Origin of the sequence: Brevibacterium linens (genome assembly GCF_003999335.1) — a bacterium.
Taxonomy (GTDB): domain Bacteria; phylum Actinomycetota; class Actinomycetes; order Actinomycetales; family Brevibacteriaceae; genus Brevibacterium; species Brevibacterium linens.
In genome coordinates this window covers 1,380,494-1,394,246 of record NZ_CP026734.1, presented here as the reverse complement: position 1 = coordinate 1,394,246, position 13,753 = coordinate 1,380,494, and the positions used below count along the sequence as shown (strand labels likewise).

Here is a 13,753-nt window from a genome sequence, read left to right as displayed (position 1 = left end):
TGTCTGCCAGTGCGCACGGACCGGACGTCGGTGTCTCAGCGCGACCGGAACTGCGCTGTGATGGGGCAGTCGAAGGGGTCTGCTTCGCCGAGGCCCACCCGGTTGAGGTAGGCGATGATGATCTTGTAGGACTCGAGCAGAGTCGTCTCGGTGTAGGTGATGTCCTTCTGGCGGCAGTATTCGCGGACCATCGGCTGCACCCGGTGCAGGTTGACGCTCGGCATGCTGGGGAACAGATGGTGTTCGATCTGATAGTTCAGACCGCCCATGAGGAATCCCATGAAGCGACCGCCGGAGATATTGCGTGACATCAGCGTCTGACGGCGCAGGAAGTCGATCTTCACATCTTTGGGTACGATCGGCTGGCCTTTGTGGTTGGGGGCAAAAGATCCGCCCATATGCACGCCGAAGACGGCGAGCTGGACGAGGAAGAAGACGCTGCCGATGAGAGGACCTGCCGCCCAGATGGCGAGCGCGGGGAACCCGATGAGGCGGATTCCGATGAAGACGCCTTCGATCCAACGGCGTTTGATCGACGACTGTCCCCGGACGATGGCTTTGACGGATTCGACGTGCAGCTGGAGGCCGGCCAGGGTCAGCAGCGGCAGGAAGAACCAGCCCTGACGTGCGGCGAACCATTTGGCCAGGCCTGTGCGTTCACATGCATCCTCGGGAGTGAAGACGAGGGCGCCGGGAGCGATGTCTCCGTCGACTCCGGCCTTGTTCGGATTGGCATGGTGAAGCGCATTGTGCTTCTTCAGCCACCATCCGTAGCTCAGACCGATGAAGAGGTTGCCGATGATCGTCGACACCCACTCCCCTGTCTTTCCATTGGTGAAGATCTGGCGGTGCGCCGCGTCATGGGCGACATAGGCGGTCTGAGTGAACAGTGCACCGAAGACGACCGCAGTCGCCATCTGCCACCAACTCTCACCGATGAGGAAGAGCATTCCGAAAGCCACAACGTAACCGAGCCCGAGGAGGACGAAGCGCAGCGTGTTCCAACCCGGCCGCCTGGCCAGCAGTCCCGCTTCCTTGACCTGAGCCATCAGCGCGCTGAAGTCGCTGGTGAATTCCTGTTCGGCGGTCCCCCTCTTCGCTCGCCTGCGTTCGAGCACCTCGGCCCGGGACGCGCGATCCGGTGCCGGAGTCGACAACGGCGTCGCAGCTGGGGAAGTCGGTTCAGATGTCATGAGGTCAGACGGGTTCATGGTTCCCACCGTATGGAGATCCGCCCGGTTTTTCGTCACCCCAGGGAGCCGTTCTTCACCCCCTACTCGGGTAGGGGGTGCGAGACGAAGACGAGCGCTCGGACTCAGCTGTTGGGAATGACGAGACCGGATTCGTAGGCGGCGATGACTGCTTGGGCGCGGTCGCGGGCATCGAGTTTGTACAGGATCCGGGAGACGTGGGTCTTCACGGTCTGCACCGCGATGTGCAGGCTCGACGCGATCTCTGTGTTCGAAGCTCCGCGTGCGACTTGGATGAGGATCTCGCGTTCCCGGTCCGTGAGTTCGGGCAGCGCTGTGCGGTTGGCCGTCTTCCCACCGGTAGCGAAGTGCTCGATGACTCGCTTGGTCACGCTCGGGGCCAGCAGCGCTTCGCCTCCCGCGACGATGCGGACCGCCTCGGCGAGTTCAGCGGGCGGAGCATCCTTGAGGAGGAATCCGCTGGCCCCGGCACGGATGGCGTCGAAGACATAGTCGTCGATGTCGAAGGTGGTGAGCATGATGATCCGGGTCGCGGCATTCGCGGCGACGATCGTGCGAGTCGCTTCGATTCCGTCCATGAGCGGCATCCGGACGTCCATGAGGACGATGTCGGGGGCAAGGTCGACGACGAGATCGACGCTTTGTGCACCGTCTTCGGCCTGTCCGACGACCTCGATATCGGCATGGGCGTTCAGCAGTGCGGCGAAACCGGCGCGCACCATCGCCTGGTCATCGGCGATGACGATTCTGATCATGGGGTCTCCTTGTCCGTCACCGGTGCGTCGGTGGTCGATTCGCTGCCGTCGGTGGGGCGTTCGCGGGGCGCGAGCGGCAGCACCGCTTCGACCTCGAATCCCCCGTCGGCTGTGGCCCCGGTGCGGATCTCCCCGCCTACGGAGGCTGCGCGTTCGCGCATGCCGATCAGTCCCTGCCGGTCGTGCTTGTCGTGCTTCGCCGCTTCGCTGGGACCGTCGCCGTGGTCGTTGGTGACGCTGATCCAGACGGCTGAGCTGGCCCCACGAATGCGGATGGCGATGGCGGAGTTGCGGGCGTGGCGTATCGCGTTGCTCAGGGCCTCTTGGATGATGCGGTAGCCGGCGAGTCCGGTGCTGTCGCGCATGAGGTGGTCGATCGGTTCGCCGCTGCGTTCAACGGTGACCTGCACTCCGGCGTGTCGGGCCTTCTCGATGAGAGCATCGATCTCGGAGAACTTCGGCTGCGGTGCCAGTTCGCCTCCGCCCTCATCGTTGCGCAGGACGCTGAGCAGTCCGCGCATCTCTGTCAGCGCGGTGCGGGCGGAAGTGGAGATGTCTTCGAACTCTTTGGCCACCTCCGCGTCGATTCCGGAGTGGCGGAACGGTGCGCTGGAGGCTTGGATGTTGATGATCGACATGCTGTGGGCGACGATGTCGTGGAGTTCCCGGGCGATGCGCGCCTTCTCCTCGATGGTCACGCGTTTGGAGTGCTCCTCCGCGGTGTTCTCCTTCTCCTGGACCAGTTGGGAGCGGATGAGCTGCCATTGCTGGACGATGACTGCGGCGAGATACACGCCGCCGGCGATGCAGGAGTAGATGAGGATGTTGACGATTGCGCCGTCGGTACGGGTGTCTGCCACCAGCAGATGAGTGATGAGCACCGCGGCTGCCGAGCCCCCGATGCTGCCGAGCAGTGCGGCCAAGGCCACTCCCCAGTGGGCCCGGAGTCCGTTGATGAGGATGATGACGATCTGCGTGATCATCATCGGAACCATCCACGGCCACGGCACACCGGACACGTGAGGCCCCAACAGCGGCAGCACCGTGCAGGCGCCGATCGACATGAGCGTGCCGAAGAGCGGGCGCAACATCGACAGCGGCATGGACCCGACGTGGACGATCGTGACGACGAAGGCCAATGCGACGGGAGCCTCGTTGACCGAGACGGCGATCGACGATTCCACCGCGAGCATGACGATGGCGAGAACGATCACCGCAACCCAGGCCAGCGCCTCGGGATTGAGTCGACGGTTCGGTGGCATGAACCTGTCGAAGATTACCATCACAGACACCGGGTTCCCTTCTGTGATTCCGGCCGACCGGTGCGATCATAGCGTGTGGACTGCTTCATCACCTGGGAACGGCACATGGTGGTCAGGCTACGACCGTAAACAGACAGGCCGCGTTCAGTCTCCGCGGATCCCTTCGGACAGGTGCGCGTGTTCCGTTGTCGCGAACTTCTCCCGACTGCTCCAGGACAGCGCGAGGTAGAGCACGAAGGAGCTGGCGAAGGACGGGATCGTCGCTCCTATCGGGCTCGGATAGGCGTAGGTGAGCACGTAGGAAGCCAGTGCCCCGAGGACCCACACCCCGACGGCCACCCAATTGATTCCGCGCGTGTAGGAGTAGAGGCCGCCGGAGTCCTTGAGGATGTCGGGTGAGTAGGCACGGCGTTTGATGATGTAGTAGTCGACGATGAGGATGGCGAACACGGGGACGAAGAACGCTCCGATCATCACCAGGAAGTCGGTGTACTGGTCGAGCAGGGCCAACCATGTCGAACCGATGATCGAGATCGCGCCGAGGATGAGCGCCGTGGGCAGGAACTTCAGCTTCGTTCGGCTCTGTGCGCCGACGACGGAGTTGACCATTCCGTAGACGACCATCGTGTTCGTGGCCATGACGGAGAGGAAGATGACGATGGCCAATGCCCACCCGAACTCGGCGGCCAGCGCAGTCGGGTCGAACGCGGCCGGGTCTCCCCCATCGAGCAGGATGAAGCTGAAGGCAGTGAGCCCCAGCAGCATCGCCAGCACGGTCGAAGTCAGGTAGCCCAACCCCGATCCGACGATTCCGGCTTTCTGGGTGCCGGCCAAACGGTTGAGGTCACCGGAGAGCACGGTCCAGGAGATGGCCGTGGAGATGACGATGTCGAGTGCGAGGACCGGAGTGAACTCGAGTGCCGGGAGGCTTTCGATTCCCGCGTACTCGCTCGGTGAGTGTCCGGTGAAGGCGATGACGAAGATATAAGCCATGACCAGCAGGATGAGAAGAGCGAACCACGGTTCGGCCTTCTCGATGCCCTCATGGCCGAGAATCGCCAACCCGACAACGAGCGCCTGGCAGAGCACGGAGAAGAGGATCGGGTTGGAGAATCCCGTCGTCTGGGCGACCACATAGTTGACGCTGATTCCCGCCAACATGGCCTGCACCCAGCTCCAGCCCATGAGGATGATGACATTGGCGGCGACCGGCAGGAAGCTGCCCTTGGCGCCGAAGGCACCGCGGGTGATGGCCATGGTCGCCAAGCCCGTACGGGTGCCGATGTTGCCGATGAGCGTGAGCACGATGGTGCCGATGGCCGTCCCGAGAATGATGACGATGACCGCTGTGGTGAAGTCGATGCCGGGAACGAACAGAGTTCCGGTCAGCAGGGTCGTGACGACGAGGTTCGCGGCCAGCCAGATCATGAACATCCGTCCCCCGCTCAGGGTCCCGCGGATGACTCCGGAATCGTGCCCGGATTCCAATCGCTGTTCAAGACGGCGGTACCAGTTCACAGTGCGGCCTCCTCGGTGTCGGGTGTGCTCTCGGCGGCACTGGGACCAGGCGCCGACGAGCCGTCGGCAGGGTCCGGGACCGTGGAGAGGTGTTCGTGGATGGCGATGAGTTCACCGTCACCGAGGCGGCGGAAGACGATCGATTCGCGTTCCCGGTACGATTCCCGCCCGTCTGCGGTGTTCACGGTCGTATCGACGGTGTGGGAGAAGACGGCTCCGCCGGGGAAGGTCTGCACGAGCCGGTCCGATGAGGTGCAAGCGGCCGCTGACCAACCGTCGGCCAACCACGAAGCCCACTCCCTTTCATATTCCGCACGAGTGTTCAGGCGTCGCGTTTCGGGGTGGAAGACGAAGGAGGCGTCCTCGGCGAACCGGGAGAAATACGACTGAGTGTCCGTGGCGGCGAAGGCATCGACGATCGCCGAGGCGGCCGTGAGCACATCTGATTCGCTGGGCTCCGGTGTGGATTCGTTCATGATCGACGGCGACCTTTCGCAGACTGAGAGAAGGAGGATGCCGCGCTGAGTCCAAACGACTCACGTGCGGCCCGATGAAGCTGAATGACACACTAACGAGTCTGTGACCGTCCGCATTATCCGCGATGGACGAATTCTGCCCTCAGTTATACGAAGCGGCGAATCGGCGCGTGAATTCTTCCGATGAGCGTCGCTGTGAGTTCATATGCCGAATGGACCTGATCGCACCAGGTGACATGCATGAATTTGAGTCACATGCCCGTGTGCCGCCGGACATTCCCCGGCTGACGTTCGGAGGAGAAGCTGAACTCATGAGTGCAGAACTGATCTGCGTAATCGTCCTCGGACTGATGTTCATCATCGGAACCTGGCGAGACATCAACATGGGACTCCTCGGCTTCCTCGCAGCTGCCGGGGTCGGCGGCCTCGTCCTCCACCAAGCACCCGACGAGTTCCTTGCAGGATTTCCCGTTGATCTCTTCCTCACCCTTGTGGGCCTGACCTACCTCTTCGGATTCGCCCAGAACAACGGCGCCATCGAAGTGATCGTCCGCTGGTGCGTGAAGCTCGTCGGCGGGCGCGTCGGACTCATGCCGTGGATCTTCTTCGCACTGACGGCTGTCCTCATCTCGCTGGGAGCGCTCTTCGCGGTGGCCATCATCGCCCCGTTGGCGCTGTCGTTCGCACGCCGGCACCGGATCAATCAGTTCATGGTCGGTCTGCTCGTCGTGCACGGAGCATTGGCCGGCGCGTTCTCCCCGATCAGCGTCTACGGCATCTTCATCAATGACTATCTGACCACGAACGGTCTCACACCGACGCCGCTGACCTTGTTCCTCGCTCCGTTCGTGTTCAACGCCGCCTTCGCTGTCGTCGTCTGGTTCGTCCTCCATCGCAGGCCCGGATTGCGCGCCGAAGCCGACGACGCACTCACCCAAACCGAGTCCGTCGGCAACGACGGAACCACCATCCGGCTCACACGCTCTCAGATCCCGACCCTCATCGGGCTCATCGCCATGGCGCTCTCAGTGATCATCTTCAGCTGGGATGTGGGCCTGGTGACCATCACGATCTCGGTGATCCTCGCCGCCATCGATCCCGCCGCAGGCAAAGCCGCGATGTCGAAGGTCTCGTGGTCGATCGTCATCCTCATCTGCGGTGTGCTCACCTACATCGCAGTTCTTCAGGAAGCCGGAACCGTCGAATGGGTGTCGGCCGGAATCTCAGCGATCGGCGTACCGCTGTTGGCGGCGCTGCTCCTGTTCTACATGTCGGGTCTGATCTCAGCGCTGGCGTCGTCTCTGGCGATCATCGGGGTCGTCATCGCTCTGGCGGTGCCGTTCCTCGAATCGGGAGACGTCCATGTCGGCGGATTCGTCGCGGCTCTGGCGATCGCCGCGACCATCGTCGACATCAGTCCGTTCTCCACCAACGGCGCCATGCTCCTGGCGAACGTCCATCCGAGCATTCGCGACCGCTACTACAGACAGATGATCGGCTACGCCGGTCTCATGTGCCTCATCGGGCCCGGGCTCGCCTGGGTGGTCGCGGCAGCACGGACCATCATCGGCAGCTGAACCGGCGGGGCCGTACGGCCCCGCAGCTGATCACATGTGACCGGTCGTAAGGAAATTCTCGTGCCAGGACAGAGCCTCGGCGAGGATGTGCGGGGTGTGCCGACCGGTCGGGTTCGCCGCGATCGCACGTTCGAGGTAGTCGGTGAGACGGTCCCGGTAGTCCGGGTGGGCGCAGTTGTCGATGATCTTCCGTGCCCTGGCCACCGGCGGCAGTCCGCGCAGATCGGCCAGGCCCCGTTCGGTGACGAGGATCTGAGTGTCGTGTTCGGTGTGGTCGATATGGCTGGCGAACGGCACGATCGCAGAAATCGCTCCCGCTTTGGCCTGCGAACTCGACACGAAGAAGTTGAGGTAGGCGTTGCGGGCGAAGTCACCGGAGCCGCCGATGCCGTTGATGATCGACGATCCGGTCACGTGCGTGGAGTTCACGTTGCCGTAGATATCGGCTTCGACCATCCCGTTGATGGCGATGATGCCGAGGCGGCGGATCGCTTCGGGGTGGTTCGACATCTCCTGGGTGCGCAGCAGGATCCGGCCCTTGTACGACTCGATCCGGTCGTTGAAGTCCGCTGCCCGTTCGGCCGAGAGTGAGAACGCCGTCGCCGACACCGAGGTGAGCTTTCCGCTGTCGATGAGGTCGAGCATTCCGTCCTGGATGACTTCCGTATAGGCGGTCAGTCCCGCGAACTCGCTGTCAGCGAGATTGCCCATCACCGCGTTGGCGACATTGCCGACACCTGACTGCAGCGGCAGCAGCTCCGGTGGCAGTCGATCGGCTGCGATCTCATGACGAAGGAAATCAACGAGGTGGCTCGCAATCGCCTTCGAATCCTCGTCGGCGGGTTTGAACGGCAGGTTCCGGTCCGGCGCGTTCGTCTCCACCACGGCGACGACCTTCGCCGGGTCGACACGCAGATAGGGGTCACCGATGCGCTGCATCGGCTCGAGCAGCTGGATCGGCAGCCGCTCGGGCGGGCGCCGGGTTCCGTAGTAGACGTCGTGGAAGCCTTCGTACCCACGCGGGTGCCAATCGTTGACTTCGAGGATGACCTTATCGGCCAGGTCGAGCCACGTCTTCGAGTTCCCGACGGAGCTGCCGGGCACCAGCAGACCGTTGGGCAGGATCGCCGCGACTTCGACGACGGCGACGTCGAGGTTGCCGTAGAAGCCGAACCACGCCTGCTGCGCCGCATGGCTGAGGTGAGTATCGACATAAGCGGTGTCGCCGGAATTGATCGAGACCCGCATCGCCGGATCGGATTGGAACGGCAGACGCTTGCTCACCGCGTTCGCTTCGGCCAGCACTCCGTCGAGTTCCGGTGCCGTCGAAGCTCCCGTCCACAGTTCGACGCGGAAGTCTTCGCCCTTCTCGTGTGCGGCCCGAGCGCGTGCGGCCACTGCCCCCGGCACTGCCTTCGGGTAGCCCGAACCGGTGAAACCGCTCATCGCCACGCGTTGGCCATTGTCGATATGGCGGGCCGCAACGTCTGCGGTGACACTCTTCGTGCTCAGTTCGGGGCAGGTGATTCTCGACATGACTTGAAGTCTATCGGGCGACAATATGCTCGGCCGAGGCGGTCCTGCTGTCGCCGTCGGACGCACCGCGGCCGTCGTCGACGCGCCCGACCTCGACGAAGCCGAATGCCGACTCGGATTCGCTGCGTCGGATCACAGGCTCAGCCTTCGACTGTCGAATCGCCGTCTGAGACAGGCTCGGCACTGGAATCGCGACGATCGTCGCCAACAGCAGAGCCAAGGTGAAGATCATCGTGCCGATGACCAGAGGCATACTCAGCGCCAGCACCCCGACGATGGCAGCCGGCGCACCGGCGCCGGCGTAGAAGGCGAGATAGAGTGCCGCGGATATGCCGGCACGGTTCTTCGGCGGAGTGAGCACGTCGATCTCCCGGTTGGCTCCCCAGTAGCTCAGCCCGTGACCGACGCCCGTGGCCACGGCTGCGAACACCATGATGATCTTCACCGCCGAAGGGCTGATCTCCGGCAGATTCGATGACAGCAGAAGAGCCGCTCCGAGTCCCATGAGCGTCAGCCCCAGGGTCTGCGCCGCGCGAGGCTGGAGCTTCGGCGCTATCAGCTGGCTCGCGGCCGAGACGACCAGAACCGAGCCGACGATGAGTCCGGAGGTCAGGGTGCCCGATTTCGGGATGATCGATTGCGCCATCGACGGCAGCAGAGCAAGGAAGAGACCAAGAGCCGTCCAGCCGATGAAGCCGGTCAGTGCGGCGATGTTGAAGCTTGTGCGCATGGCTCCCGGCACGGACGGCCACGTCGGCCTCCATCGCTGGCGTGTGATCGGCCGCTGCAGCGGCATCATCGCGATGAGGACCATGACGATGACGATGAGGACCACCATGACGAGGAACGGCAGAAAGAGCGGCGCGGTCGACAGCGAGGAGACGACACCGGCGAGTATCGGGCCGAGTCCCGACCCCAGGACGAACGAGACCGTCGCCAGAGTCGATCCCAACCAGACTCTTCGTGCCGGTGAAGCCTCGACCATCAGAGCGATTCCGGCACCTGTGCCGAGCCCGAGTCCGATGCCGACCAGTGCCCTGCCGATGAACAGGCCGGCGATTCCCGCCGTGTCGATCCCGAAGATCGCCGTGCCGAACCCGACCAGACCGATCGCGGCCAGCAGCACCGGCTTGCGACCGAAGGTATCCGCCGCCGATCCGAACAGCAGCAGAGACGGCAGACAGCTGAAGACATACGTAGCGTAGAGCGACGTCATCAGAGATTCCGACATACCGTGCGCTTCTTGCAGCAGCGGATACAGAGGGCTGGCCATATTCGCGGCCGCAGAGAGGATGAGCAGGACCAGCGCACCGAACCACAGCTGTCGCCTCGTCCCTCTGATACGTGCGTTCTCAGCCAATCGGAACCTCCATCTCTTCGCCTCGGCATCTGTGGTCACAGGAGCTGCAGGTGCGTCCCCAAGTCGGATCTGCGGATCGTGGAGACCACTTCGTCGCGCCCTGTCGGTTCCATGATGGAGCCACGCGAGTATTGTTGTCTATCGTAAGAACTTATACGTAACCATTCGATAGGATCACATGATCGACAGTCGGCTCACCATGTTGAGCATGATCCAACGACACGGCACGGTCACGGCCGCAGCACACTCATTGCGCTACTCGCCGTCGACGGTGTCCCATCAGGTCAAGCAGCTCGCCGCGGAGCTCGCGGTCACTCTGCTCGAACAGCATGGACGCAATGTCAGGCTCACTCCGGCGGCCGAGGCGCTGCTGCGACATGTCGATGTCATGTCAGCGGAGTGGGAGTTGGCGCTGGCCGATCTCGGTCGGTTCTCCGAAACTGTGTCCGGCTCGTTGGGTCTGTGCGGTTTCTCCACCGCCGCCAGTCTGCTGCTGCCGCCGACGATGCGGGCTCTCAACAAGCAGTTCCCGCATATGCAGACCCAGACGATCGAAGCCGAACCCAGCGAATCCTTCGACTATCTGCTCTCCGGAGATGCCGATATCGGCATCATTGTCGCGGCCCCCGACATCCCCGCAGGCGGTGATGATCGGTTCAGTCACCACTTCCTCATCGACGATCCGCTCGATCTCATGGTTCCCCTCGACCACCAGTTGGCAGACCGCGCATTGGTCACGATCGCCGAGACCGTCGACGAGACATGGATTCTGGGCAGACCCGGCACCGGATACCACCAACTCGTCATGGCCAGTTGCGCGGCGGCCGGGTTCGCGCCCCGCATCGGGCATTTCGCCGATGATTGGAACACGGGAACCGCACTCGTCCACGGCGGCTTCGGAGTATGTGTGGCCTCACGGATGTCGCGGTCGCAGGATCTTCACCCGGTGCGGCGGATCCCCATCAGCGGCGACAATGCCCCGTCACGGCACATCACGGCCGTGACTCGGACCGGAGCAGATGCCCGTGAGACGGTGGCTTTTGCGCTCGAGACCTTGTCGGTCGAGACGGAGCGCCTGATGAGCCGCCTCGGAGAGGGACTCCGAGGTTGACTACAGCGCTCAGTGTGCCTCTCTGACGACCCGGAATCCGATATTCGACGCCGAGGAATCCGGTGTGTTCGAGGAGCGGGCTGCCACCCGATAGCGGTTGCAGTAGGAGTCGTGGCACAGGAACGATCCTCCGCGCATGATCCGCTTCTCTCCGGTGTCGGGACCGCGGGGATCGGAGTGCGGGGAATGCTGGTAGTAGTCGCGAGCGAACCAGTCGGCGCACCATTCCCATACATTGCCGACGGTGTTGTACAGGCCCAGACCGTTGGGGGTGAACTGTCGGGCCGGCGCGGTGCCGACGAACCCGTCGTCGAGGGTGTTCGTGCGCGGGAATTCGCCCTGCCAGATATTGCAGTTCCATTCCCCGTCGATCAGCAGCCGGTTGCCCCACGGATAACGGCGGCCCTTGAGTCCGCCGCGAGCCGCGAGTTCCCACTCGGCCTCGCTCGGCAGCCGTGTTCCGGACCATGCGCAGAAGGCGCGGGCATCGTCCCAGCTGATGTGGACGACGGGATGGTCGCCCCGACTGTCGATGGTGGATCCGGGCCCTTCGGGCGCGGCCCAGTTCGCCCCTGAGACTTCCACCCACCAAGGCACACCCGGCGCCTGCCCGAGGACGTGAGCTCGTGCTCCGGGATTGGATTCCAGGAGCATTGTGAACACCGCCGAGGTGCCCAGGTGCTCAGCCGTGGTGACATACCCGGTGTCAGCGACGAACCGGGCGAAATCATCGTTCGTCACGCTTGTCGTCGCGATCTCGAATTCGGTGAGGCTCACGCGGTGACGCGGTCCCTCACCGTCGGAGGGGTGCCCGTCGCCGAAGGGATCGCCCATGTCGAAGGTGCCGCCGGAAGTCACGAAGTCGAAGCTCAACGCAGGCATCGATTCCGAGCGCACAGCAGGACGAACAACGGGGCTCGAAGGATGACTGCCCGCCGCCTCGGCACGGCTGACCGCCGGGGCGCAGCACGAATGGTCGTTCTGTTCCCCGGCGGCGCTCAGATCTCCGGTCGTCGTCACGTCTGGGCTCCCTTGTCTCTCCGGTTCCGCCTCTGTGTCGGGCAGAGTCTGGGTTCACCTTATGACCTCGGCAGGGGTCGGGGACAGTCCGGGTCATCTCGCTCAGGTGAAGAAAGCTGACTCCGCGGACAACTCAGACCATCGCCGCCGAGATCGAGGCAGGTCTGCTCACCGTCGACGATACGACCTCGTTGCGACTGCGGCCGGTCTCCTCGCCGAACATGGGCGCTGATCCGAGATCACACGGTCGATGGCTTCCCCGACTACCCTGTGGCCATGACTGATTTCCTCAAACTGCGGAAGTCCGCCCCGGACGGCTTCTTCGCCGCCGAGGCCGCGGGGCTGAAATGGTTGGCCGAACCGGGTGTGGTCCCGGTCGTCGAAGTGCTCGAACATGGGCCGGATTTTCTGCGGCTGCGCCGTCTCGAAGAAACCGGTCCCGACGCCGAGGCGGCCGCCGCCTTCGGTCGCGACCTCGCTCGGCTCCACGATGCCGGTGCTCCCGGGTTCGGATGGTCACCGGCCCCGCAGGCATTCTTCGGCCCCCTCGATCATCCCTTTGAGGTGCCCGCCGAGTCCGTCGGCGATTTCACCGGCTATTGGGCCGAGCAGCGCCTGCGCCCTTTGGTCACAGCGGTTGCCGGGGATCTCGAGGGTGAGGATCGGGCCATGATCGCCTCGGCGATCGATACCATCGCGTCGGGTGCCTTTGCCGGGATCTGTGGTGAGGGCGAGGAGGCACCGGCGCGCATCCATGGGGACCTGTGGGCGGGTAACCTCATGTGGACACCGACCGGGGTGACTCTCATCGATCCGGCCGCACACGGCGGTCACCGACTGGAAGACCTCGCCCTGCTCGCGCTCTTCGGCACCCCGTTCCTCGAGGAGATCTTCTCCGGCTACGAACGCGCCCACCCGATGCCGGACGGCTGGCAGGAGGACCTGCCGGCGCACAGCTTCTTCGCGCTGCTCGCTCACATTCGTCTGTTCGGGCGCGGGTTCCTCGGACAGACGGTCCGTGCCGCCCGGTCGGTCATCGCCCGGGCGGCACAGCTGGATCGGTGAGGTCACTTCAGGGAGATCTCCACCGGGTCGGAGAACAGTCCGCCGACGAAGGTCAGTGTGGTCGGGTCGACGTCTTCGGGCACATCGAAGACGAGGACGCCCTCAGCGGTGTTTCCGGGATTGATCTCTTCGAGGAAGAGGATGTTGTCCTCGGCCGCATAGATGCCGGCTTCTGAATCCGCAGAGTAGGTGTTGCCGGAATCATCACCGAGTTTGATGTCGTCTTCGAAGAAGAAGCTCGGATCCGATCCGGTGTTCTTCACCGACAGTTCGACCTGGACGAACTGTCCCTGTGCCTGGGCGTTGAGGAATTCGTCACCGACCTGCGAGACACCATCGTCGACCTTGGCGACGGTGATCTCCCAGTCATCGGCAGCCACGGTGTCTCCGATACCGTACGAAGCGTCCTCGGCAGGCTTGTCCGCGGCTTCCTTCTCAGCGGCCTCATTCTCCGCAGCCTCCCCCGACTGCTGGGCGTCGGACGAGCCGCCTTCCGCCGTGCCGGTGTCGTCTCCCCCACCTCCGATCGCGCTGGCAACGGCGATGATGATGACGACGACGAGCAGCCAGAACCACCAGCGCTTCAGCAGCGGCTTCTTCTGCTTCGGCGGCTTCTGCCCGTAGGGCTGCTGCTGGTAGCCGCCGGCTCCATAGGCTGGTGCGTTCTGGGCGGGTGCCCATTGCTGGGGGTCGAAGTTCTGGGCCGGTTGCTGGTGGTGGGTGTTGTGAGGGGGTTGGTGCTGCGGGGACCATTGGTGCTGCGGCTGTGGTGACTGCGGCTGCTGCGGGGTGTTCTGGGGATTCCGCGAGTGGGACATGACGCTCCTTCGAAGATCGGATCTGACTGACTGCTCCAGCTTCG

General features: G+C 63.7%; 12 protein-coding genes. 3 read left to right on the top strand and 9 right to left on the bottom strand.

All coding sequences use genetic code 11. The features are described 5' to 3' along the window. Nucleotides 1-35: 35 nt before the first annotated feature. From CXR29_RS06180 to CXR29_RS06160, 5 genes are all read right to left on the bottom strand, one after another. On the bottom strand, nucleotides 36-1,193 hold the full coding sequence (locus CXR29_RS06180; RefSeq protein ID WP_241241617.1) for a fatty acid desaturase family protein: 1,158 nt from the start codon (nucleotides 1,191-1,193) through the stop codon (nucleotides 36-38). Nucleotides 1,194-1,315: 122 nt separating this feature from the next. Beyond that, nucleotides 1,316-1,966, bottom strand: a complete 651-nt coding sequence (locus CXR29_RS06175; RefSeq protein WP_127364152.1) for a response regulator transcription factor — start codon at nucleotides 1,964-1,966, stop codon at nucleotides 1,316-1,318. Then, nucleotides 1,963-3,228, bottom strand: a complete 1,266-nt coding sequence (locus CXR29_RS06170) for a sensor histidine kinase (RefSeq protein ID WP_164742784.1) — start codon at nucleotides 3,226-3,228, stop codon at nucleotides 1,963-1,965. Before CXR29_RS06170 ends, CXR29_RS06175 begins: the two co-directional genes overlap by 4 nt. Nucleotides 3,229-3,372: 144 nt before the next feature. Then, a complete protein-coding gene (locus CXR29_RS06165; RefSeq protein WP_241241616.1) occupies nucleotides 3,373-4,746 on the bottom strand; it encodes a purine-cytosine permease family protein in 1,374 nt (457 codons plus the stop codon). After that, nucleotides 4,743-5,222, bottom strand: a complete 480-nt coding sequence (locus CXR29_RS06160; protein WP_127364150.1) for a YybH family protein — start codon at nucleotides 5,220-5,222, stop codon at nucleotides 4,743-4,745. Before CXR29_RS06160 ends, CXR29_RS06165 begins: the two co-directional genes overlap by 4 nt. 311 nt (nucleotides 5,223-5,533) lie before the next feature. On the opposite strand from CXR29_RS06160, the gene CXR29_RS06155 reads away from it, so the two are divergent. Next, the gene (locus CXR29_RS06155; protein WP_127364149.1) at nucleotides 5,534-6,799 is read left to right on the top strand and encodes an SLC13 family permease; all 1,266 of its coding nucleotides are present in this window, start codon (nucleotides 5,534-5,536) and stop codon (nucleotides 6,797-6,799) included. Nucleotides 6,800-6,829: 30 nt separating this feature from the next. Here CXR29_RS06155 and CXR29_RS06150 read toward each other — a convergent pair whose 3' ends face one another. Together CXR29_RS06150 and CXR29_RS06145 are read right to left on the bottom strand one after the other, a co-directional pair. Further along, on the bottom strand, nucleotides 6,830-8,335 hold the full coding sequence (locus tag CXR29_RS06150; RefSeq protein ID WP_127364148.1) for an acetyl-CoA hydrolase/transferase family protein: 1,506 nt from the start codon (nucleotides 8,333-8,335) through the stop codon (nucleotides 6,830-6,832). A gap of 10 nt (nucleotides 8,336-8,345) precedes the next feature. Then, nucleotides 8,346-9,695, bottom strand: coding sequence for an MFS transporter (locus CXR29_RS06145; protein ID WP_127364147.1), 1,350 nt, complete (start codon nucleotides 9,693-9,695; stop codon nucleotides 8,346-8,348). Between the two features lie 178 nt (nucleotides 9,696-9,873). On the opposite strand from CXR29_RS06145, the gene CXR29_RS06140 reads away from it, so the two are divergent. Beyond that, a complete protein-coding gene (locus tag CXR29_RS06140; protein WP_127364146.1) occupies nucleotides 9,874-10,806 on the top strand; it encodes a LysR family transcriptional regulator in 933 nt (310 codons plus the stop codon). A 9-nt stretch (nucleotides 10,807-10,815) separates the two neighbouring features. Here CXR29_RS06140 and CXR29_RS06135 read toward each other — a convergent pair whose 3' ends face one another. Continuing rightward, nucleotides 10,816-11,826 carry a formylglycine-generating enzyme family protein gene (locus CXR29_RS06135; protein WP_420897593.1) on the bottom strand — a complete coding sequence of 337 codons (1,011 nt, stop codon included), beginning with the start codon at nucleotides 11,824-11,826 and terminating at the stop codon, nucleotides 10,816-10,818. A gap of 276 nt (nucleotides 11,827-12,102) precedes the next feature. On the opposite strand from CXR29_RS06135, the gene CXR29_RS06130 reads away from it, so the two are divergent. Further along, on the top strand, nucleotides 12,103-12,891 hold the full coding sequence (locus CXR29_RS06130; RefSeq protein ID WP_101555141.1) for a fructosamine kinase family protein: 789 nt from the start codon (nucleotides 12,103-12,105) through the stop codon (nucleotides 12,889-12,891). A gap of 2 nt (nucleotides 12,892-12,893) precedes the next feature. On the opposite strand, the gene CXR29_RS06125 is transcribed toward CXR29_RS06130, so the two are convergent. Next, nucleotides 12,894-13,709 carry a DUF4352 domain-containing protein gene (locus CXR29_RS06125; protein WP_127364145.1) on the bottom strand — a complete coding sequence of 272 codons (816 nt, stop codon included), beginning with the start codon at nucleotides 13,707-13,709 and terminating at the stop codon, nucleotides 12,894-12,896. Nucleotides 13,710-13,753: the final 44 nt, after the last annotated feature.

What these genes read in the sequence shown, in the direction of transcription:
- CXR29_RS06180 (WP_241241617.1), bottom strand. Translation starts at nt 1,193, where the DNA reads ATGACATCTGAACCGACTTCCCCAGCTGCGACGCCGTTGTCGACTCCG.
- CXR29_RS06175 (WP_127364152.1), bottom strand. Translation starts at nt 1,966, where the DNA reads ATGATCAGAATCGTCATCGCCGATGACCAGGCGATGGTGCGCGCCGGT.
- CXR29_RS06170 (WP_164742784.1), bottom strand. Translation starts at nt 3,228, where the DNA reads ATGCCACCGAACCGTCGACTCAATCCCGAGGCGCTGGCCTGGGTTGCG.
- CXR29_RS06160 (WP_127364150.1), bottom strand. Translation starts at nt 5,222, where the DNA reads ATGAACGAATCCACACCGGAGCCCAGCGAATCAGATGTGCTCACGGCC.
- CXR29_RS06155 (WP_127364149.1), top strand. Translation starts at nt 5,534, where the DNA reads ATGAGTGCAGAACTGATCTGCGTAATCGTCCTCGGACTGATGTTCATC.
- CXR29_RS06150 (WP_127364148.1), bottom strand. Translation starts at nt 8,335, where the DNA reads ATGTCGAGAATCACCTGCCCCGAACTGAGCACGAAGAGTGTCACCGCA.
- CXR29_RS06140 (WP_127364146.1), top strand. Translation starts at nt 9,874, where the DNA reads ATGATCGACAGTCGGCTCACCATGTTGAGCATGATCCAACGACACGGC.
- CXR29_RS06130 (WP_101555141.1), top strand. Translation starts at nt 12,103, where the DNA reads ATGACTGATTTCCTCAAACTGCGGAAGTCCGCCCCGGACGGCTTCTTC.
- CXR29_RS06125 (WP_127364145.1), bottom strand. Translation starts at nt 13,709, where the DNA reads ATGTCCCACTCGCGGAATCCCCAGAACACCCCGCAGCAGCCGCAGTCA.